This window comes from Brevibacillus reuszeri (assembly GCF_002897295.1).
In the GTDB taxonomy this organism is placed as follows: Bacteria; Bacillota; Bacilli; order Brevibacillales; family Brevibacillaceae; genus Brevibacillus; species Brevibacillus reuszeri_A.
The window spans coordinates 361,094-383,019 of the sequence record NZ_BEXF01000001.1 but is presented as its reverse complement, the minus strand read 5'-3'; the positions used below and the strand labels follow the sequence as shown (position 1 = coordinate 383,019).

The following is a 21,926-nucleotide window of genomic DNA, read 5'->3' as shown; positions in this document are numbered from 1 at the left end:
CCTTTCACCCCAATGCCTAAGTAATGGTGAAGATATTTTTGCATGCTTGCGATCGTTACACTTTCATTTTTGGGTCCAGAGCATCCCTCAGGCCATCACCGAACAGGTTGAAGCCGAGTACGGATAATAGAATCGCCAGTCCGGAAAAAGTAGCCATGTGCGGAGAAAGAACGAGAAAATCTTTTCCGTCCTTCAAAATGCTGCCCCAGGAAGCGGTTGGCGGTTGAACGCCGAGGCCCAAAAAGCTCAAAGCCGCTTCGGAAATAATCGCTCCAGCCACATTCATCGTGGCGTATACAATGATCGGTGCCATACAGTTCGGCAAGATATGGTGAAAAATGATCCGGGAATTATTTGCCCCAAGAGATCTGGTTACTTCGATATATTCTTCTTCCTTTACCGCGAGGACCTGACCACGCACGATCCGCGCAAATCCAGGAATGTTGGCAACCCCGATCGCCAAAATTACGTTAAACAATCCGGCACCCAGCACTGTCATCAGCGCGATGGAAAGCAGGATAAACGGAAAGGCAAACAAACCATCCATCAAACGCATGATGATTGCGTCCCATTTTCCGCCGTAGTAGCCTGCCACCAAACCGAGCAAGGTTCCTATCATGCCGCCTAGCCCGATAGCAAAAATACCGACGATCAAAGAGATTTGCGTTCCGTAAATAATCCGGCTGAACAAATCGCGTCCATAGTTATCCGTCCCCAAAATATGTCCATCCACCCCTGGCTCAGACAAGGAGTTGGCCAAATCCATCGCATTCGGCGGATGAGTGGCAATAAGCGGAGCAAACACGGAAAAAATGACCATGATCGCGATGATGATCATACCAACCAATGCCAGCTTGTTTTTCAGCAAGCGTCTCCACACACTGTTTTCTTTGCTTTTTTTCTTCGCAGCGAGTGGGACCGATACTGGCGAGATATTTTGCGCTTGATTACTCATGTCGTATCAGCCCTCCCCTTTATTGGAAAGATTCACCCGCGGGTTGACCACGGTGTATAAAATATCGACCAACAGATTGATCAAGACGAAAATCACAGCGATAAATAGCACCGTTCCTTGGACGACAACGAAGTCACGATTTTCGATCGCATCTACAACCAAACGTCCCATCCCAGGCCAGCTAAAGATCGTCTCAGTCAAAACCGCCCCGCCCAGCATCGAGGAAATTTGCATCCCCATCACGGTCAACAGCGGCGTCATTGCATTTTTCAAAGCATGCTTCCATACGACGAAAAATTCGCGAAGACCTTTGGCCCGAGCTGTCTTGATGTAGTCCTGTCTGATAACCTCAAGCATGCTGGAGCGTGTAATACGAGCGAATGTCGCCATCGGAATGGTCGACAGGGCAATACTCGGCAAAACGAGGTGAGTGATGACGCTTCCAAAGCCTTCGGATAAAGAGCCCATCCCCGTTGCTGGAAGCCATCCTAAATGAACACTGAAGTACAGAACCAGCATCACGCCGAGCCAGAAGATCGGCATGGATACGCCCACGAGAGACAAAATCATGACGGTGTAATCCCATGCGGAGTATTGCTTGGTTGCGGAAATGATTCCAGCTGGGATTCCGATCAAAAGTGCAATGGCAAGAGCACAGACGGAGAGAAGCAATGTGTTCGGAAAGCGTTCCAAAATTAACGATAAAACAGGCTGATGATACCCAAGGGAGGTCCCGAGATCCCCCTGTAAAAGACTACCGAGAAAATCAATATATTGGAGGTACATCGGCTGGTTTAAACCGAGCGATTCACGCATCTTCGCAATTTCATCGGGCGATGCCTGCGGACCCAAAAGCACTGCTGCAGGATCACCGGGAATCATTCGTGTGATGATAAACACCGTGGTAGCAACTACGAGCAATGTCGGGATCAGGTCGACCAATCGTCTGAGAATCAGTTTAAGCATTCCTTCTCTCCTCCTTCCTGATATTTGTGTGTCTCTTCGGATGAAGAATGGTCGAAGAGAGGATGTTATCCCTCTCTTCGCTTTTTGCTATGACCTTATTTGTTCAACCAAACGTTTGTTTCTTCGTTCACCAAGAAGATCGAGCTGTCTGCACGTACTTGGTAGTCTTCCACGTACTTCTTCATGCCTGTTGCTACGTCGAGCAGACCGAGCTCTACGTGGACAACATCGTCGTTGATCATTTTCATTGCTTGGCCGTACATTTCTTTGCGTTTTGCTTCGTCTGTTGTTTCAGCAGTTGCGCGATCAAGCAGCTTGTCTACCTCTGGATTGTTGTAGCCATAACCGTTTCCAAGAGAACCGATTTGTTTGGAGTGGAACATTTGATAGAGGAAGAAGTCAGGATCTGGATACCAGGACCAGCCCATGATGTACAGCGGCGCTTTTCCTTTTGCTACCACATCGCTAAAGGTTCCCCACTCAACGGTTTTGATTTCTGCATCGATATTCAAGTTGTCTTTCAGCTGCTGGGCAGCGATTGTTGCTTGTGGTACACGGGAAGCGATTACATACAGCTCTGTTTTAAATCCGTTCGGATAGCCTGCGTCAGCAAGCAGCTGCTTCGCTTTTTGCGGATCAAAAGCTGGAACGGAAGCTTCTAGTGCAGAGTCATAACCCCACGATGCTTTTGGCAAAGGCAGATACGATTTCTCTGCTCCTCCCCACTTGAATACTCCTTTTACGAGTCCTTCCACATCGACAGCCATGCGGATAGCTTCACGAACCTTTTTGTCTTTTGTTGGACCCTCATTTTGGTTCAAGCCCATGTATTCGATCGAAAGACCTGGTTTGGTCTGTAAATTCAGATTTTGGTCTTTTTCAATAACGGCACGGTTTTGGCCTTTTACATCTGTCACGACATCAATATCACCGGAGCGCAGAGCGTTGGTCATCATGTTGGCATCCGAAATGAATTTGAACTCGACGCCATCCAGATGCGGTTTTGGTCCCCAGTATTTATCCGCGCGTTTCAATGCTACGGAATCGTCCTGGTTAAACTTGTCCATTTGGAAAGGACCGGTACCGACCAGATGTTGGCCGAATTGCTCGCCCCATCCCTCTACTTCTTCATGCGGAACGACGATATTACCGCCATCTGTCAGCATTGCCAACAAAGCTGCATTTGGTTGATCCAGATGGAGAGCAACTTCATTTTCACTGATAACTTCCACACTCTCTACGCCGCGAAGACGCTTGAGAGCAGATTGCTTGGAGGAGCGCTCCAGGCTGTACTTCACATCTTCAGCTGTCATTTTGCGTCCATCCTGGTATTTACCTGGCTGGAAATACACGTTGTCACGCAGCTTGAATGTGTACACCTTCATGTCATCTGATACTTTCCACTCGGTTGCCAAGCTAGGCTCGATCTTGGACAGATCGCCGCTGTAGCGAACGAGCGTGTCACCAATACTGCGAATGATGTTTGATTCGTAAGCACCTGTGTAAGCGATTGGATCCAGTGTTTTAGCCGTAGAGGACAAGCCGATTTTTAATACGCCGCCATCTTTTGGTTCACCAGCAGCAGCTTGTTCTTGTCCAGTACTCTTACCGTCTTGTGCCGGAGCACTGCTTTGTCCTCCACAAGCAGCAAGTGCCAGCATGGAAACAACCGTTACCGCAGAAAATAACGCTTTTCCCTTCAAAAATTTCCTCACTACGAATCCCCCCAGTAGTTTAAGGTGTTTCAAATATTGAACCAGTAGTTCGATATGTGTTACGTTTTGGATTATAGCACCTGATGATTTTAGTGTAAATACTCAAAAATCTAAAAATTTTCATCTTGATGAACAGTGTTTTATTTCAGTACAATCAGTTATTGATTCCATTCTTTTTGGCGGGAGTGTTTTGCAAATGAACCATTTGGTCGAAATTAGCCGTAATTTGATTGCAACTTGTTTAGGGATAAAAGAAAACGAAGAGCTGGTGATCGTGACGGATGAAGACAAACGCCCCTTGGCTGAGGCACTCTATCAGGCAGGCAAGCAGCTTGGGGCAGAAACCGTCCTCATGGTGATGAAGGAGCGACAAAAATCAGGTCAGGAGCCGCCTCAGGCAATCGCCGAGGCTATGAAGCAAGCCGATGTAGCCATTTGCATTACAAAGCATTCCTTGACTCACACTCAGGCGAGAAAGGTGGCCGCGGCAAATGGCACACGCGTAGCGACCATGCCGGGAATTACTGAGGACATGTTCAAGGATGGGGCGATTGCTGCCGACTACAACGAGGTGAAGCGCCTCACCGAGGTCGTGACGCAAATTTTGACGAACGGCAAACAGGTACGTATTGAAAAGGATGGATACCAGCTCCAATTTTCCATCGAAACCAGATACGGAGTTCCCAGTACTGGCATGTATTTGGAAGCAGGTCAATCGGGCAATTTGCCTTCTGGTGAAGCCTATATCGCTCCAGTAGAGGGCTCGGCAAACGGTCAAATCATCGTGGACGGCTCCATTGCAGGAATCGGCATGGTAGAAGAGCCGCATTTGCTTACCATCAAGGACGGACGGCTCGTCGACGTCCAAGGTCCGGTAGCTGACAGACTGCTCCAGACATTGGGTGAAAATGACGGGCGTATGCTTGCAGAATTTGGGATTGGTACAAACCATAAAGCGCGTATTATCGGGATTGTTTTGGAGGACGAAAAAGCGTTTGGCACGATCCATGTCGCCTTTGGAAGCAACATCACATTCGGGGGAACGATTGAAGCGGGGGTACATATTGATTTAATCGTAAACAAACCAGATGTATTTATCGATGACATAAAAGTACTGGAAAAAGGAAGCTTTACTTTTTCCAGCTAGCTTACACCAACCATTTGTTTCCAACACCAACAAATACATCCACAAACTTGAATAAATATGTTATCTTAACTAAGGAGCTGTCATTTACATAGAAAAGCAGTATGGGGTAGTACGTGAATATAGAAAAATGACAGTTTACCAAAAGGACCACAGATGGGGAGTCATCTGTGGTCCTTTTCCTATTCATAGGTACAAATGCGCTCTATTCCCCTTTGTAATGGTTTATGTCCCCAGGCGTATATACGTATAGAGTCTCTTAGCTAAGAAGTACTTAAACGAAAGGTAAGAGGGTGAAAATGGACAATAACTCGACTTCCATTTTGAATCAGGGCTTTGCCCTTTCTGCAACCGAGACTGACCAGACTTCTACTAACTCCACATTTTTCAGAGATGTCTTTGATAGTTACCACAAGCGAATCTATAACTATATGCGTTATCGCGTCTCAGATTCGTGCGAAGCGGAAGAACTGACCAGTCAAGTATTTGAGAAAGTGCTCCAAAAGCTGGCTACATTCCGCCCGGAACGCGCTCCCTTCGAGGTATGGCTGTTTTCGATCGCACACCATACAGTCAACGACTATTACCGGAAGCAAAAACGCCGACAATGGTTTTCGCTGGACAGCATCAAGGAGATGATTTCCGGTCAAATCAGTCCCGAGGAAGCCGCCTCGAAAAATGACGAGCAGACAGAGCTGATCCGCGCCCTTTCTCATCTCAAGGAGCGTGAGCGCAGAATCCTATCTCTCAAATTCGTCGGAGAGCTGAAAAACTATCAAATTGCTGAGATCGTGGGACTTTCGGAAAGCAATGTAGGCGTGATTCTTTACCGCTCGTTGCGACAGCTTCGTTCCATCTTGAAAGAAAGGGAAGGTAACGATGAAGACAGATAAAGTCGCCAAACACTTTAACGAGGATTTGGATTTGATCATGAACGGGAAGCAGCCGCCAAAAAGACCTGAAGCATCGGATGAATACGCGGAAATGATCGAAATCAGCTCAGCTTTAAAAAAGGTGGACTTCAGCTCGGAGTATGGTCTACCTGAGAAAAGTAAGCTTCGGGAAAAAGTGATCGCCATTTGGATTAAGGAGGAAAAAAGAATGGAAAAGCAGATGGGATTACGCTCGCGGTTTTTTACAAGGAAAATTGCTGCTGCTGTAGCTGTTATTACGCTGGTAGGAGCGATAGCATTTTCTGAACCACTCCTGGCATTTGCGAATCATGCTACAGAGTCTATTAGCAAAATCGTGCAGCTAGGCTATACGAGTGTCATGCAGATGGAAGATCAAGCACCTCCTGTCGACAAACAAAACGCTAGTCTTGTACAAGACTCGGAGAAAACTTTGGTCATTGCAAATGATCAGCCATTGGAAATTGATCGCGCCATTTACGCTACTCTGGCTGAGGCGCAAAAAACGGTAAGCTACAAGCTGCTCAGCCCCACCTATTTGCCAGCTGGCTATTCGTTCAAGGAGGCCAGCGGGTTTAAAGGCGAAGGTGCCGACCAGTACATGGACTTGTATTTTAGTGGCCCCGATAAAGAAATTGTGCTGATGACTCGCGTGCTCAAACAGGAAACTGCTTTTGGTGTAGCGACATCAAGCAATGTCCACTCCTTGAGCGTAAATGGCAACAATGCCGCATGGATCGAGCCCCATACCTTGATGTGGGAACAGGAAGGTGTCAGCTACTCCTTGTTCTGCAAAGGCTTTGGAAAAGATGAAGCACTAAAAATCGCGAATTCGTTCAAATAGCAGCAATTAAATTATGTACGTACATGAGGAGGATCGGGACTTTCCCTATCCTTCTTTTTTATGCAACTCTTTTACCATTTCCTTCCCTTTCTGATATTCCAGCCTACATTTACATATGTACCTCATTCCATAATATGTAATGTTTCACAAAATGCTCAGTTTTGAACTGTTCATCATTTGTTAAAATTTGAAAGTGCTTGCTACTATAAAGATAGATAAGAAGGGATCATCATGATTGCATTGGAGAAAAAGTGGAGCCAGCTATGTACCTACTATGGTCTGACGGATGAAGATTTGCAGCTCTTGCATAAATACAAGGACTTTATCAGAAAGCATGCGGAAGAAATGGTAGATTGCTTTTACGAAGAATTGGATAAGTACGCCAACCTGAATCGGATCATTCAAGCAAACGCATCGGTAGAAAGCTTGAAGAAAGTACAGATGTGGTATCTGGAATCACTCGGTTCTGACACACTTGATGAAGACTATATTAAAAGCCGGCAGCGAATCGGTTCTACACATGCCCGTATCGGTTTATCAGCCTCCTGGTTCTTGGGTGGATATTCGCTTTATTTACGCCTTTTTGCAGAAAGAATCCCCTGTTTGCCGGACGCTGCTCTTTATTATCAAGCGCTGACCAAAAGATTGTTTTTTGACTCCGCCATCATTCTGGAGCAGTACATCGGGGACACAACGCGGGAAAACCGAACGTATCGAGAAAATATGGAGCAAATGGCAACAGAGCTGACCGCTACTACTCAGGAAGCCATTCGGATTTCCTCCGTATTTGCGCAGTCCGCCACCAAGCTTAGTGAAGTGAATGATGAAATTGCTCAATCCATGCATGTGCTCAAGGAACAAAACGAAGAAATTGAGAAGCTCAGCGGCTTTGTCGCAGATGTTTCCACCCAGACAAACCTGCTTGGTCTCAACGCTGCCATTGAAGCTGCCAGAGCAGGAGAGCACGGGCGGGGCTTTACTATCGTTGCCAATGAAGTACGAAAATTAGCCGATAAATCAAGCACCTCTTCGAAAAATATACACACATCACTGCTGAACATTAACAATCAGTTACATAAAATCGACCAACAGGTTTCCTTGTCATCCGTTTCTGCGGAAGAACTGGATACTACCTCCGAGCAATTATTTTCGATCATACATAAGCTGGATGAAATTTCGAACCGACTACATAGCAGATAATCGCTATCGTCAAAGCCAAACGGCCAAAGAAGTCTATTTCTTTGGCCGTTCATCTTTGGATGCCCAAATGACAGCCTAGGCAGCGCCATCCGCACTCATTTCTATTTTTTACACGACTGCTTCGTGTAGTGCTTCAACCGATACCCGATTTATAAAGGTTGAGAATTTTTCTTTTTTCTTTCCATTTTGTTGGAAAAATTGTATCAATTTCTGTACAACTACAACCAACTGTTCTTCGGTTAATGCTGACAGGAATAACTGGGCAAGCCTTGCCTTCAGCCCTTTGCTCTCTCCCCCCACGTAAATATCGAATGTATCCTTCATCTTCACGATTCCTATATCCTTTAGCAATGGCTCTGATGTTCCCAACGCACAACCGGCATAGCCGATTTTTAGCGGGTTAGGAACTGCATGACCAGCGATCACTTCGTCCAGCTTCTTTGCTATATCCAGCCCTGCGTCTTCTGCTCCTCTGCAAAAATTGCACGTGATTAAGCTTTTGGTGTAAAAACCGGCAGGGTGAATTTCGAGCCCTGCTGCTTTCAGTTTTTCTTTTATCTCTTCCTCACATTCTTCCAGTACTTCCACGTAAAGCTGTTTAAACGTGGTCATTTCTATTTTTGCATCTTCACCCACGATCGATCCGAGAACTGCCAACTGCTCCGGCCGAAAAATGGTTCCTCCTACCTCGAAACCGGGAGTAACTGCAAATTTCTTTTTCCCCATATGATTGCACTCCTCTTTTGTTGAAACTATACTTTCACCCTTTGTAGTCGAAGTGCATTGAGTACTACAGACACTGAGCTTAATGCCATTGCTGCGCCGGCAATCCATGGAGCCAAAAGTCCGATAGCCGCAATTGGAATGCCCAAAGTGTTATACCCAAGCGCCCAAAACAAGTTTTGCCGGATATTGCTCATGGTTTTACGACTCATGAAAATGGCGTCCGCGATACTGTTCAAATCTCCGCGCATCAAGGTCACATCCGCTGCTTCCATCGCAACATCTGTGCCTGTTCCGATCGCCATCCCAATATCTGCGACTGCCAGAGCAGGTGCGTCGTTAATACCGTCACCAACCATGGCCACCTTCTTGCCTTGTGCTTGCAGCTTTTTCACTTCTTCCGCCTTTCCTTCCGGCAGTACTTCTGCGAGTACATGATCAATGCCTACCTGCTTGGCGATCGCGTTTGCGGTGCGTTCATTGTCACCAGTAATCATAATGACTTGAATGCCCATTTGCTTCAATCTCGCAACCGCTTCTTTCGACGTATCTTTAATCGTATCGGCTACCGCCACCATGCCGGCATATTGGCCGTCAATGGCAATCAGCATCGCCGTTTTCCCTGCTTGCTCCAACCTCGACATGTTTTCAAACTGCTCCACTGAAACGTTATATTTCGTCATCAGTTTACGTGTCCCGGCTAGAACTTCTTTGCCTTCCACGACTGCACGAATGCCGAACCCGGGAATAGCTTCAAACTCATCCGTATCTGGTATTTCGATACCTTTTGTTACAATGCCGGACACAATCGCTTCTGCAAGCGGATGTTCCGAATTCTTTTCGGCAGCGCCGACAAGACGCAGGAACGACTGTTCATCGATCTGTTCTGCAACAACATCCGTTAGTTCCGGTTTTCCTTTAGTCACGGTACCCGTCTTATCGAGAATGATCGCCTCGATTTTGTGTGTCGCTTCCAAATGTTCTCCGCCTTTAAATAGCACACCAAGCTCCGCGGCACGTCCCGAACCGGCCATAATCGAAGTCGGGGTCGCCAAACCAAGGGCACACGGACATGCGATGACCAAAATCGCGATTGCTTTTTCAAGCGCATTGGCGAAGTCGCCCGGGGTTACCCAGAAAAACCAGACCAGGAAGGCGACGAGTGCGATACCGACTACGATCGGTACGAAAATGCCGGAAATCAGATCCGCTACCCGCTGAATCGGTGCCTTGGACCCTTGAGCCTCTTCTACGACTTTGATTATTTGCGCAAGAGCTGTTTCTTTGCCCACTTTCGTCGCTTTCACTTTCAACCTGCCATTTTTGTTGATGGTCGCACCGATAACAGTGTCTCCAGCTTTTTTCTCAACCGGAATGCTTTCGCCTGTCAACATCGACTCATCCACGGCGGAAGCCCCATCAATGACTTCTCCATCCACCGGAACTTTTTCCCCCGGCTTCACCAAGACGATATCACCCGCAACCACTTCCTCTACCGGAATCATCAATTCCTGGCCATCGCGTATTACGAGTGCGGATTTTGCCTGTAGCCCCATTAGCGTTTTGATAGCCTCAGACGTACGGCCTTTGGCTAGCACTTCAAACAATTTTCCGAGAATAACGAGTGTAATCAATACCGCACTCGTTTCATAATACATCGCCGGACCATGATGGGTATCACCCGAGGCGGTAGCCCATTCAAGCGTTAGATAAAGGCTGTAAAAATACGCAGCCGACGTTCCAAGCGCCACAAGTACGTCCATATTTGCGCTTTTGTTGCGAAGTGCCTTAAATGCGCCGACATAAAACTGCTTCCCTACATAAAATTGAACCGGAGTAGCCAAAACCAATTGGAACCAAGGATTCATAAACAAATCCGGCATCCAAATCCACGATGTAAAGGAAAAGTGACTCACCATAGACCAAAGCAAGGGAAGGGAGAGGATCGCGGAAATGAACAGTTTGCGTTTTTGCCGTACGATTTCTTTTTGGCGATGTTCTCCCGGTTTCGCTTCTTCCTGCTTGGGAACCGCTTGGTAGCCGAGTTTCTCCACCTTCTTCTGCATATCGGAAACAGACACATCTGCCGGATTGTACTCGACATGGGCCGTCTCCATCGCGAAATTCACTGTAGCCTTTAGGACACCTGGCAATTTGTTCAGCCCTTTTTCTATCTTTACGGCACATGCTGCGCAAGTCATCCCGATCAGTTGCAGGTCGGTCGTTTCTTTCGCTGTATCGTACCCGAGCTTCTGGATGCGTTGCTCCATCTGGGCGACATCCACTTTTTCTGGATCGTAGACGACTGTAGCTCTTTCTATAGCGAAGTTCACATTTGCTACCTCGACGCCTTCTAACTTGTTCAGGCCTTTTTCAATTTTGATGGCGCAAGCAGCGCACGTCATCCCTGTTAGTTGCAAGGTTGCCTGTTTTTTTTCTTTGCTAATCGCTTGCATAAAATTCCCTCCTTCCGAGGTAGTTTTTTGGTTCAGCTAAAGCCAACGACTGTATATCCCTGTTCCTCAATCGCCTCTTTCACGACTTCTAGGGTGATGCTAGTTTCGTCAAATTCCACCGTTACCGTTTCATTAGCCAAGTCAACATGCCCTTTTGCTCCCAATTCTTTTATTGCACCCTCGATGCTATTTACACAGTGACCGCATGACATGCCTTCTACTTTCAAGGTTACGTTTTTCATGGTTCATTTCTCCTTTTGTTTGTTTTTTTATTTCATCATCTTTTGAATGGTTTTCAATAACTCGTCGATAACTTCGGAATCCCCTTCTCTGATACGATCTACAACACAATCGTGAATGTGATTTTTGAGAAGTATTTTTTCCACACCATTGAGAGCAGCGTGAATGGCAGCAATCTGATTCAAGATAGGATCGCAGTAGGTGTCTTTTTCGATGAGCCCCTTAACACCTCTGATTTGACCTTCAATCCGGTTTAATCGAACTTTTAAATCCGACTTTATTTTTTCCGAATGCTTCTTTACTCTCCCTGTATCCACGGGGGAACATTCTTGCAATTCTTCATGGCAGTGGGTATTCATTGACTCTCACCTCATCTCTCGATAACTACTATACCCCAGTAGGGTATATTGATCAATAGGTTTTAGCATAATTTTTTCGAGCAAATGCATATTCCCTCAGTAAAAAGGCCTAACTCTCAAAAAAAGACCGAGCTAACGTCAGGTATTAAACCTGAAGCTACTCGGTTTTCGAATGACGATGAAAGTAAATGCTGACAGGCAGTTGTCCGACAGCTGGGCGCTCTCCAAACAAGACGTCTGCGATGAGCTCGATTGCTTTTTCTCCGTGATCGTATACTGCAAGAAAAACATCCACCTCTGGAAGCTCAGCTAGATCGTACGGATTTCGCAGCGCCACTGCTATTACCTTTTTCCCCATCTGCTTCAGCTTCCCGACAAATTGCGACTGACCTTTGTAGATATGGGCGTTGTACGTAAATACGAGAACGATTTCTGTATCGGCTATTTCGTTTGCAATCCGTTCCCCTTCACCTTCGGATGGATCAAGCGAGGAAAAAATATGTCCTTGCACAGCTCCATATTTTCGCAGCGGTTCCATCAGCGTTTCCGAAAGTGACAGCCTCTCCTCCGCCATGGTGAGATTCGTGACCCCTGGGAAAACCACTCCCAATTGATGAGTGTTTTTCGCCAACGGAAGAAGCTGATCATCATTTTTCACCAAGGTAACTGCTTGCCCCAGTATTTTTTCCGCGAGTTTTTCATGCCGCTTACGATCAAAGGTTTGTCCCTTCTCTGCCAAACATTCCTCCCATGACAAAAATCGTTTTTTCAACTGAAGCATACGATCTACGGCTTCATTTATCCTTTGTAGAGAGATTTCTCCACGATGAATCGCTTGAATCAGCCGAGCATGCGTCTTTTGCTGAATGCCCTGTGTATGAGAGACCAGTACCAGATCAATCCCTGCCTGTATCGCTCGCACCGCGGCTTCAGGTACACCGATGGAGTCAGCGATTGCGGCCATTTCCAGGCAGTCGGTGACCGCTACACCTTGAAAGCCAAGCGTTTGGCGTAGGATTCCCGTCACCAGCTCCGCTGAAATCGATGCGGGTGTTCCGCTTTCATCAATCAGGGGTAAACTGATGTGACCTACCATCACCATCGGAACGCCAGACTCGATACAAGACTGAAACGGCACCAGCTCCGCATCCATCAGCCGTTTCCGATCGTGCCGGAGAACCGGAATTTCATCGTGCGAGTCGGTGCTGGTATCACCATGTCCGGGAAAATGCTTCACAGCAGGAACTACACCACTGGTGAGTAGCCCATGGACAGCTGCCTTGCCAAACCGGGCGACGTATTCAGGAGCTTCGCCAAACGAGCGAACTCCAATCACCGGATTTAGCGGATTCAGATTCACATCGATCGTCGGAGCAAAATTAATCGAGATTCCCGATGCTCGCAGCTCCTCTCCTGTTGCCTGATAGATGAGCTTGGCATTCTCTGGCTTTCCTGTCGCCCCAAGCGCCATTGCTCCGGGAAAACGAGTCGCACTCTTTTGCAGCCTCGTCACCACGCCGTTTTCCTGATCTGTCGCGATGAACAGTGGATACACCTGCTTTGCTTCTCTGGCCCAGCCCTGTAGCACCCGCATCCGTTCAAAAGTCTCTTCAGGCGTACTGATATTCCGACTAAAGAGAATCACGTTGCCGATCTGATGCTGTTTGATCCATGCTTCCATCTCGTCAGGAATATCCATGGTTTGGTAGCCAATCATAAGAATTTGCCCTACTTTTTGCTCTATGCTCATCTGCTCCGCTCTCATGGAAACCTCCCTTCATTCGAATTCTTTTCTGTACTTTTCGTACTGCTTCCAGCTGTGATACCCCAGTTTTGCATAAAAGTCGACGAGCGTTGTCCAATCGATGACGATCTGTTTGATTCCACGATTTCGCAGCATCGTAATACCTGCCTCCACGATTGCGAGGCCTAAGCCCTGTCCTCGGTGCGCGGAATCGACTCCCAATGGGCCGATTCCCCCCAGCTCGTCATGAAAAAGCGGCGCCCAGTAAACGTTTTGGGCGATAAAGGGTGAGCTGCTATCGTTGATGCGGCAGAAGCCAATAATCTCCCCCCGTTTTTCCAAGACGACAAACTCCCTTCCCTCCCCACCATGCCTGAAATAATGAATCGCCTCGTACTCCCATCTTCCAGGAAAGCAGCGATGCAAAAAGGCAAGAAAGGCATCCTTGTCTGCTGCGGTCAACAGGCGAAAACAGCCATCCGACACATGGGGAAGCTCTGCTTTTGCTGAATTAGGGTAGTGGCAAAGCAAATCGTTTTCCAAAGGTTCAAGTGCAACATAACCGCGCTGCTCAAACCACGCTTTGACCTCTGGAGACTCCTCAGGAATACCGGGGAAATAATGATACGGATCACGTCCCAACAGGATGCTTTTGGCACCTTGCTGTTGCAGCGCTGCTTCTGCCCTTGTCAGCAATTCTGTGCCGATACCTTGACCGCGGTATTTTTCGGCGACAAGCAGCACCTGTATCCAGCCCACGCCCATTCCCAGCTGCAGCTCCAGCTTTTCCTGCCAGCATTTTGCCACCACGAACCCGACAGGCTGCATGGTCTTTGGATCACAGGCAATCCATGAACCCGCATCCAGTACGTTTTCATCAGCAAAGCTGTTTTGGTGAAATAGCTCTGCTCGCATAGGGAAGCGCTCACCCAGCTCTCGATTCCACAGCTCACATAACGCCTCCAGATAGGAAGCATCCCAAGGCATATAATGCATAGCGATCAGCAGCCTCCTGTCGTCTACTTCAGACCTGAAGTTTTTGAGCCCTCTACAAAATACTTCTCCGCAAAAAGGAAGACGATCAAAATCGGAATCAAGCTGATCAGAGCCCCTGCTACCAGCAGCTGATCATCTGTTTTGTACTGACCGCGCAGGGACAAGATCCCTATAGGAAGGGTAAAATGCTCCTCGGATATGAGGTAAATGATTGGGGCCAGGATTTCGTTCCATTTTCCCATAAAGGTAAACACCGCCAGTGTCGCGAGAGAAGGCTTGCACATCGGCAAAAAGACCTTCCAATAAATTTGCAGCGGATTACAGCCATCCAGCTTGGCCGCTTCCTCGTAATCCTTGGGGATGCTCAAAAAAGCTTGCCTCATCAAGAAGATGGCAAACGGCTGGCCTAGCCACTCCAATATCCAGAGCGGCGCCAGCGAATCGAGCAGTCCGAGGTTTTTAAAAATGATAAATTGCGGAATAATCGTCACAATCCCCGGGATCATCATCGTCCCCAGCACGATCATAAACAGCGTATCTCGAAAAGGAAACCGCAGACGCGCAAAGGCGAACGCAACCATAGAGCTGGATAATAGTGTTCCTACAACAGAGAGCACGGCGACAATTACACTGTTCATCGTGTAGCTGCTGAAATTAGCCTGCTCCCATACCTGTGTGTAGTTGCTCCATTTCACTGGATCAGGCAGCCATTCTGGTGGAAATTGCATGTATTGCTTGTAGGTTTTGAGCGAGTTAAAGATGGTGGTCAAAAACGGAACAAACATGATTAAAGAGCTAATAATGACAAACAAATATCCTGCGATTTTACTCAGAGGAAAACGTCTTTGCATGGCTACCTCCTTTTCCTCTTCTCTCCCCACTTAAGTTTAGTCATAATGAACCCATTTCTTTTGAAGCTTGAATTGAATCAAGGTGATCGCAAGCAAAATCAGGAAAAGCACCCAAGCAATTGCAGAAGCATAGCCCATTTTATAGAAGCTGAACCCTTGGCGGAACATCAGAAGCATGAGGACTAGACTAGCGTTGTTAGTCCCTCCCGTTGAGCCAGCCTCCGTCGAGCCGCCCGTCATGACAAAAATTTGCTCGAAGTTTTGGAAGGAGTAGATTGTATTTAGGATCACGACTAGAAACGTGGTCCCCGAAATCATCGGAACGGTTATTCGCCAAAACTTCTGCCAGGCGTTTGCCCCGTCGATGGAAGCTGCTTCGTACAACTCCGAAGAAATTCCCTGCAAGCCTGCCAGAAAAATGATCATCATGTACCCCACGCTTTTCCAGATCGCCACGACTACCAGAACAGGAATGACCCATCCCTCATCAATCAGCCAGCTTTGCGGAGCGATGCCAAACTTGGCCAAAACGGAATTTGCAAAACCGATCCGCTGATTGAAAATGGCGTCTGCTACATAAGCGATCACCGTCCAGGAGGAAATCACCGGCAGAAAGTGCACCATCCTGAACAATTTCAGTCCTTTCAGCTTTTGATTCAGCGCTACCGCCAAAAGCAGCGCCAAAAAGGTTTTGGCCGGAACATACAACAGCGTAAAGTAGACGGTATTCCATAGAGCCCGATAAAACAGCGGGTCCTGGAACAGCTTTTCGTAGTTGTCCAGTCCGGTCCATTTTGGCGGATTTAAAATATCGTAGTCAGAAAAGCTGAAATAGAGCGAGGCGAGGGAGGTTCCTACTACGAACACTATAAAGTGGACAAGGTAGGGAGAAACGAGGAGCAGGCCCCATCTCCCCTCGCCATCCAACCATTTTCGCTTCTTCGCTTTTGGCTGCGCCTTTAGCTGCTTCTCCAGCTCCAGCATGGCCTATCACACATCCTCACTGGTGGATTGTTTCTTACTTTTTAAAGAAATCGTCCAGAACTTTTTGAATCCCTTGATCTGTTTTCGCGATATATTCATCCACCCCGTATTTGTCCATGAACAGCTCTGAGAGATTATCCGTAAATACCTTTACCCATTCGGCAAAGACGGCGTTGGTGTCGATTGTTCCGGCAAACTCTAGGCTGTCGAGAAATACCTTTTTGTTCTCTGGCTTCGTGTTGTTCGTCAGGAACTTGTCGGAGTTTGCCACCGATTTTTTCACAGGAATGGCTTCTCCTACCTGTGTCCACTCTACTTGCGCTTCATCGGAGGTCGTCCAGTACGTAATCCATTCCTGCGCTGCTTTCACCTTTTGCTCATTTGCTTTTTTGTTGATCACCCAAGAGTTCGCAATTACCGGAGCGAAGCGTTTTCCATCCGGGCCTTTTGGTAGTGGAGCAACATCGTAGTTCAGCTCGGCACCGTTCATTGCCGTTGTCGCTGCGTAAATATCAATTTGCATGGCGGATGCACCGCTCAGGAATACCTTGAAGTTGCTTTGGAATGCTTTCAGATCAGCTGGGTTGGGGAAAAGCCTCCGCTTCATACCATCTGCCATCCACTCGACCGCTTTTTTATTCTCGGGTGAGTTAATGATCGATTTGGTCATCGTAGGATCAAGCACACCGCCGCCATATGCTTTCAAAATATTGAAAGCACCGCGGGAGCTGCCGAAAAAGGTAAATCCGAACTGCTTAACCGAATTTTTATCAAAAGCAGGATCGTCAGCATTTTTCCCGTTTGCATCCAATGTCAGCTTGGCTGCGGCAGCTTTCAGATCATCCCAGGTCCAGTCCGCTGTCGGATAGCTCACCCCTGCTTTGTCAAACAAATCCTTGTTGTAAAAAAGAGCGCCGACCTGAATGCCCTGAGGCACGCCCCAATATTTCCCGTCTGCATCCTTGTTGAATTCGAGACCGTTTACCTCATCCTTGTTGATTTCTTTCGTCACATAATCGGTGATATCGCGAATCGCTCCCCGTTGGGCAAACCCGAATACTTTTGTTCCATCGCTCTGCCAGATGTCAGGCGCAGTACCTGCTGCAATCTGTGTAGTCAGCTTTTGGTAAAAATCCTCGTACGGAGCCGTTTCTGTTTTGATCTTGATATTCGGATGTGACGATTCGAATTTCGCGATTATTTCCTCCATCTTTTTCTTCGTAGGCGGATCTGAGCTGTAGCCGAGGAACAACTCTACCTGACCACCCTCTGTTGTCGATGACTGGCTGCTACAGCCCGTAAATAGAACGGCCGTTAGTAAGCCAAGAATGCCGATCGTTGACAATAACCCTCTCTTTTTCATGGAAGCCCTCCCTTTGGTACAAGGATTTATCCGTTGCCTATTTGTACTGCTCGCGGACCGCTCTGCGTGTCTCACGCAAGTAAACAGAAGAGGTATCATAATTTCTAGCGGCGACTCCGCGAAATAATATGTCAATCACATTGAGCTGTGCAATTCGCGAGGAGGTGGCTGCACTCCGCTCTCCTGCCTCTGTGGTAAATGTGGTTAGGTGAATATCAACAACCTCAGCCAATGAATTATGGCCGTATTTTGTAATCCCTATCGTGGTCGCTCCGGATTTGCGAGCTTGCTTCATCGTTGTGATGATTTGTGAGGTTTCTCCCGTATTGGAAATGCCGACCGCTGCATCCCCTGCGGCAAGTGTGACCGCAGACGTAAGCTGCAGATGCGAATCCGAGTGAGCTGTGCACATTTTATTGATCCGCAAAAATTTGTGATGGGCATCCTGTGCCACTAGCTGCGAAGCGCCTACACCGAAAAAATCAATCCGGTTGGCTTGATGCAATGCCTCAATCGCCTTTTCTACTTTATCCGGCTCAAGAATTTTGATCGTTTCACGTAATGAGAGGATGTTGTTATACGAAACGGATTCAATCAATGTGGGAATATCCGCGTCGGGACGAATCTCTTTGAATTCATCCTGTTCGGTCGTGGACTGAATATCGCCGGCAATCCGCATTTTCAGCTCTTGAATTCCATCCACACCGATTCGTTTGCACATACGGATGATGGCAGCTTGACTAGACTCGCTTCTTTCCGCCAGCTCTTTAATGGAAAGACGAATGACCTCCTCCGGTTTGGCCAGAATGTAGCGTGCCGCATTTTGCTCTGACGGTTTGATTAAGTGCATAGATTCACGGATACGCAGCAAACCGCCATTTAACACCTGATTCACCCCTTTGCCACAGTAATTAAAGCGTTTTCATCGTGTGGTAATTTATTACATGTCTATGTGGGTTTGAAATAAAATATCAATAACAAAAAGCGGGATTAAAATAAAATTTCAAAAGCGAAGGCTGTCGGTAAAAGAAAAAAGCTGGCTCTCGCGTGGTCAAGATCAACCGGCAAGGACAGCTTTTCATTCACTTTGATTTTATTCTCACATCAATGCCTTCTGAAAGGAATAAAACATTTTCCGTCGGATGACATACGGAGCAACATGTTTGTTTGCCAGGCGAACCATGTCCGCATTGTCTTTATCCATGACAAACATTCCATATGCCATCCCTTCTATTTTGCTTGTCACTCTAATTGCTTCTGCAATCAACAGCATTCCTCTCCCTAGTTTCCTGTAGTCTTCACGGATAAATTGTGTTTTGAAAAGGACCATATTTCTTGCTGCTCGTTGCACAATCATCCAGCCGATGACGTTTCCCCTATAACGTAGCCCTACACTCAAAGATGCATTCATTTGATGCTCTTCCTGCAACGGCGAAAGATTTTCGGGATACCATTGGCCATACCCGGCTTCGATGTCCTTCCTCTCGCTCACAGACAATTCATCCCAGCTAAATAGTTCAAAGTCTTTCGGTATGCGCTGCTTCCCTACCCATTCAGCGCGACTGATTCCTTGTAGATCAGTTATCCAAATATACGAAAGCAACTCCCCATCACTCCAGCCTTCACCTGGCTGTAGAAACTCTTTCGTCGCAGTCTCTCCCTCATGAAAGGCACAATCGAAAGTTAGCGTGTGGTAGTTTTTCTCCCGCAATTTATTCTCTACGGTGTGAAGCAAAATTTTTTCAAGCCCGCTTCCAGCAAACTTTTGCTCTATTTTCAACTCAATGATATTTGCCTGGGATATAGTAGCACGTGTCCTTACTAATACAAAGCCAATAGCTGATCCTCCGGCACTTACACCAAGAGCAAAGTGGTTGCTCATCTCCCGAGTAATCAGATGCTTATGGTTCGGAGTCGTCATGAGCTTGTATTTCTCCAAATGAAGCGCCACGTTTTCTAAAGCAATCTCCATGAAATATCTCCAATCCGTTCATTGTAAATTCCTACTTTTTCAAAAAAGAATACCAGACATAAATGCCTGGTATTGAAGTTTTAGCAACGAGCCACACAGCTTGCCTAGTTAGAAACACTGATTGCTGTCTCGCCTACATTTTGACCGTTAGGATTTTTCAAAACAGCCTTAATGCTTCCACTAGCAAAGATTCCGCTTGGTACAATAACCGCACCATCATTAAACACAAACCCTCCTGAGACTTTGGAAAGAGTCACATTTCCAACGATGTCACTATCGCCATTCACAACATTAAAGCGATCTTCGTTAGCATCGTACATATAAGTGACTGCATCTCCATCACTTTCTACAGTGATCAAGCTAGAAAGAGCTGCGGATTTTCCACTAATCTGAGGACCACCCGGCTGAACAGCTGAATCCTGAATGTAGAAACTGTAATTGATGTTGCCAATTGTTATATCATCTTTGTGAACAATGGTTAAACTCGAGCTATTCCTGACTATCCTTCTCCCAAAGGATTTCGTCAAGCCTACACCGTGCGGGCGACTTTCATCGCACACGGCGTTCTATCAACGGGTAAGACTGTTTTTACAATGGGCTTCTTGAGTATAAAGTACTATTTTTCTCAAATAAATAGCTTAGAGCCACATTGAGACAAAGTTGAGACTATGAGACTTTCGTCTCTACATATAAGCAATCACTAACCTTACAAAAATGTAATCTAGTGGAAAGAAAAATCACTTTTTCATTTGCGCCAGATCGACTAAGATTCTCTTTATACCAGAAAACCTGGCTACGCCATGCATCTTGGCGCGGTCGGTTAAAAACACGATCGTGGTCTGCTCGCTGACAGACCGCGTTTTCGTGTGATTGTGCAATTCGTACATATAAAAAAGGGGCTGACAAAATTATGAATGGAATGGAGATGAACATTCATTATTTCCGAATGATTAATGACCTGGGTAAACAATATCCTGCGCTTAATCCTGTGTTTTTTGTCATTGCGGAATACACCGTATACGTGCTGGCATTAATTGCCTTGCTGTATTGGTTTTCAAGAAAGCATGAAAATCGGATCATGGTTGTATGCGGAACGATTACGTTTGTTCTCGCTGAAGTCCTGGGAAAAGTCGCGGGTACCCTTCACTACAATGCTCAGCCATTTGCAGAGCTGACTGACGTTAATCAATTGGTGTTCAAGGCTGTAAACAATTCTTTCCCCAGTGACCATACCATGCTGTTTTTTTCCTTTTGCATCACGTTTTTGCTGTTTAAAAAGACACGAGGAATCTTGTGGATTCCATTCGCCATTCTTGTAGGCATCTCTCGAATTTGGGTAGGTGTTCACTATCCGGCGGATGTTCTCGTAGGTGCCTTGATCAGCATCGGTTCTGCCTTGGCTGTCTATATGCTCGTGCCGCATCTGCGCATTGTCCAAGCAGGCTTGGAGCTGTATGAAAAAGCAGAGCGTGCCGTTTTACCAGCAAAAGCAAAAACTAAGGGATATTAAGGAAGTCATCAAGAATGAGCCTCCACCGAAGCAGACTCGCTTTCGGTTGGGGGCTTTTATGCAACCTTTCATCCCTTCTTTACGTATTAATCCGTATATAGAACGTTAAAGAGGTGCTTTCGATGAACGCAAAGAGCTTCGCTGTAACGTTTTTATCCCTTGCAGCAACGACAGGAATACTTTATTTCATTGGACATTGGTTGTCGATTCCCTCACTGATGTTTCATCACGAGTTTACGTCAAGCCAAAATGGATTTGTGATGACCACAGGATCACTGCTCCCCTTGCTCATCGGTTTGATTGTCAGTTTTTTTGCAGAAAGAATTTATGTGAAAAAGACTCGCCAAAAACTTGGTTGATTCCGACCAGGTTTTTGTTTTTCCTAGCTGTCAGGCATGACTTGTTGATGTACCATTAGCTCAGAGCAGACGATAAACAGGAGTGTGAATTTATTGGCAGAATTGGCACCGTTAACAATCAGAAAATATGCTAAAAATGATGATGCATACATAACGAGCTATTATTTACCTGAAGATCAGGCGATTTATACATCGCTTCCCCAAAGTGTAGTCGAGGCATCTTTACTAGATGAGAGTCAGATTCCTTTTGTCATCTACTCTGCGGATCATTTGGTAGGTTGCTTTGCTCTCCATACCCATCAGGCAAAAATGTATGGAATTGAAAATCCGCATGCGCTTTTGCTGAAATCGTTCTCGATTGATGCTCGTCACCAAAAACGAGGGTACGCCCTAAAGACCTTGCAGAGCTTGCCCGCTCTGGCAAAACAGCTTATATCAGATACCAATGAGCTTGTGTTAACCGTGCATCATACGAATATCCCCGCGCAGCAGCTGTATAGTAAGGCTGGCTTTGAGGATAAAGGAATGCGGTTCGAAGGGGAATACGGCGAGGAATTGATCTTTCACTATAGGCTTGCTTGACTAGGTTTTTGCCATTTTATTTTTTTGTAGGACGAACGCCTTTGCATGTCTC

Annotated in this window: 22 protein-coding genes; 7 read left to right on the top strand and 15 right to left on the bottom strand. The window is 46.6% G+C overall.

Translation table 11 applies throughout. The features are described from left to right. Window positions 1-55: 55 nt before the first annotated feature. The 3 genes from C3B52_RS01920 to C3B52_RS01910 form a co-directional block, all read right to left on the bottom strand. On the bottom strand, window positions 56-955 hold the full coding sequence (locus C3B52_RS01920) for an ABC transporter permease (protein WP_103104398.1): 900 nt from the start codon (window positions 953-955) through the stop codon (window positions 56-58). Window positions 956-961: 6 nt separating this feature from the next. Further along, the gene (locus tag C3B52_RS01915; protein WP_103104397.1) at window positions 962-1,921 is read right to left on the bottom strand and encodes an ABC transporter permease; all 960 of its coding nucleotides are present in this window, start codon (window positions 1,919-1,921) and stop codon (window positions 962-964) included. 95 nt (window positions 1,922-2,016) lie between these two features. After that, window positions 2,017-3,636: an ABC transporter substrate-binding protein gene (locus C3B52_RS01910; protein ID WP_103104396.1), complete on the bottom strand. Its 1,620-nt coding sequence runs from the start codon at window positions 3,634-3,636 to the stop codon at window positions 2,017-2,019. Between the two features lie 196 nt (window positions 3,637-3,832). Here C3B52_RS01910 and C3B52_RS01905 point away from each other — a divergent pair, with 196 nt between their 5' ends. The 4 genes from C3B52_RS01905 to C3B52_RS01890 all read left to right on the top strand — a co-directional run bounded on the left by C3B52_RS01905 (window position 3,833) and on the right by C3B52_RS01890 (window position 7,735). Beyond that, window positions 3,833-4,783: an aminopeptidase gene (locus C3B52_RS01905; protein WP_103104395.1), complete on the top strand. Its 951-nt coding sequence runs from the start codon at window positions 3,833-3,835 to the stop codon at window positions 4,781-4,783. Window positions 4,784-5,079: 296 nt separating this feature from the next. After that, a complete protein-coding gene (locus tag C3B52_RS01900; RefSeq protein ID WP_103104394.1) occupies window positions 5,080-5,673 on the top strand; it encodes a sigma-70 family RNA polymerase sigma factor in 594 nt (197 codons plus the stop codon). Beyond that, the gene (locus tag C3B52_RS01895; protein WP_103104393.1) at window positions 5,660-6,535 is read left to right on the top strand and encodes a DUF4367 domain-containing protein; all 876 of its coding nucleotides are present in this window, start codon (window positions 5,660-5,662) and stop codon (window positions 6,533-6,535) included. Before C3B52_RS01900 ends, C3B52_RS01895 begins: the two co-directional genes overlap by 14 nt. A 231-nt stretch (window positions 6,536-6,766) precedes the next feature. Then, on the top strand, window positions 6,767-7,735 hold the full coding sequence (locus C3B52_RS01890; RefSeq protein WP_103104392.1) for a globin-coupled sensor protein: 969 nt from the start codon (window positions 6,767-6,769) through the stop codon (window positions 7,733-7,735). 108 nt (window positions 7,736-7,843) lie between these two features. Here C3B52_RS01890 and C3B52_RS01885 read toward each other — a convergent pair whose 3' ends face one another. The 12 genes from C3B52_RS01885 to C3B52_RS36305 all read right to left on the bottom strand — a co-directional run bounded on the left by C3B52_RS01885 (window position 7,844) and on the right by C3B52_RS36305 (window position 19,983). Beyond that, complete coding sequence (locus tag C3B52_RS01885; RefSeq protein ID WP_103104391.1) at window positions 7,844-8,461, bottom strand: nitrite reductase; 618 nt, start codon at window positions 8,459-8,461, stop codon at window positions 7,844-7,846. 26 nt (window positions 8,462-8,487) lie between these two features. Beyond that, the gene (locus tag C3B52_RS01880; protein ID WP_103104390.1) at window positions 8,488-10,914 is read right to left on the bottom strand and encodes a heavy metal translocating P-type ATPase; all 2,427 of its coding nucleotides are present in this window, start codon (window positions 10,912-10,914) and stop codon (window positions 8,488-8,490) included. 32 nt (window positions 10,915-10,946) lie between these two features. After that, window positions 10,947-11,156, bottom strand: a complete 210-nt coding sequence (locus C3B52_RS01875) for a cation transporter (protein ID WP_103104389.1) — start codon at window positions 11,154-11,156, stop codon at window positions 10,947-10,949. Window positions 11,157-11,183: 27 nt separating this feature from the next. Next, window positions 11,184-11,513, bottom strand: coding sequence for a metal-sensitive transcriptional regulator (locus C3B52_RS01870; protein ID WP_103104388.1), 330 nt, complete (start codon window positions 11,511-11,513; stop codon window positions 11,184-11,186). Between the two features lie 157 nt (window positions 11,514-11,670). Beyond that, on the bottom strand, window positions 11,671-13,278 hold the full coding sequence (locus tag C3B52_RS01865) for a glycoside hydrolase family 3 protein (RefSeq protein ID WP_103104387.1): 1,608 nt from the start codon (window positions 13,276-13,278) through the stop codon (window positions 11,671-11,673). Between the two features lie 12 nt (window positions 13,279-13,290). Further along, a complete protein-coding gene (locus tag C3B52_RS01860) occupies window positions 13,291-14,253 on the bottom strand; it encodes a GNAT family N-acetyltransferase (protein WP_103104386.1) in 963 nt (320 codons plus the stop codon). A gap of 23 nt (window positions 14,254-14,276) precedes the next feature. Further along, window positions 14,277-15,104: a carbohydrate ABC transporter permease gene (locus tag C3B52_RS01855; protein WP_103104385.1), complete on the bottom strand. Its 828-nt coding sequence runs from the start codon at window positions 15,102-15,104 to the stop codon at window positions 14,277-14,279. A 36-nt stretch (window positions 15,105-15,140) separates the two neighbouring features. Then, entirely contained in the window at window positions 15,141-16,088 is a 948-nt protein-coding gene (locus tag C3B52_RS01850; protein ID WP_103104384.1) for a carbohydrate ABC transporter permease, read from the bottom strand. Between the two features lie 34 nt (window positions 16,089-16,122). Further along, window positions 16,123-17,451 (bottom strand): ABC transporter substrate-binding protein, encoded by a 1,329-nt coding sequence (locus tag C3B52_RS01845; protein ID WP_103104383.1) that lies wholly within the window; start codon window positions 17,449-17,451, stop codon window positions 16,123-16,125. A 37-nt stretch (window positions 17,452-17,488) separates the two neighbouring features. Beyond that, on the bottom strand, window positions 17,489-18,337 hold the full coding sequence (locus C3B52_RS01840) for a MurR/RpiR family transcriptional regulator (RefSeq protein WP_103104382.1): 849 nt from the start codon (window positions 18,335-18,337) through the stop codon (window positions 17,489-17,491). 213 nt (window positions 18,338-18,550) lie between these two features. Then, window positions 18,551-19,423, bottom strand: coding sequence for a hypothetical protein (locus tag C3B52_RS01835; RefSeq protein ID WP_103104381.1), 873 nt, complete (start codon window positions 19,421-19,423; stop codon window positions 18,551-18,553). A gap of 104 nt (window positions 19,424-19,527) precedes the next feature. Beyond that, the gene (locus C3B52_RS36305; RefSeq protein ID WP_235615563.1) at window positions 19,528-19,983 is read right to left on the bottom strand and encodes a hypothetical protein; all 456 of its coding nucleotides are present in this window, start codon (window positions 19,981-19,983) and stop codon (window positions 19,528-19,530) included. 350 nt (window positions 19,984-20,333) lie between these two features. Here C3B52_RS36305 and C3B52_RS01825 point away from each other — a divergent pair, with 350 nt between their 5' ends. The 3 genes from C3B52_RS01825 to C3B52_RS01815 all read left to right on the top strand — a co-directional run bounded on the left by C3B52_RS01825 (window position 20,334) and on the right by C3B52_RS01815 (window position 21,874). Then, on the top strand, window positions 20,334-20,933 hold the full coding sequence (locus C3B52_RS01825; protein WP_103104379.1) for an undecaprenyl-diphosphatase: 600 nt from the start codon (window positions 20,334-20,336) through the stop codon (window positions 20,931-20,933). A gap of 122 nt (window positions 20,934-21,055) precedes the next feature. Continuing rightward, window positions 21,056-21,292 carry a hypothetical protein gene (locus C3B52_RS01820; RefSeq protein ID WP_103104378.1) on the top strand — a complete coding sequence of 79 codons (237 nt, stop codon included), beginning with the start codon at window positions 21,056-21,058 and terminating at the stop codon, window positions 21,290-21,292. 93 nt (window positions 21,293-21,385) lie between these two features. Further along, a complete protein-coding gene (locus tag C3B52_RS01815) occupies window positions 21,386-21,874 on the top strand; it encodes a GNAT family N-acetyltransferase (RefSeq protein WP_235615562.1) in 489 nt (162 codons plus the stop codon). The last annotated feature ends 52 nt before the right edge of the window (window positions 21,875-21,926 follow it).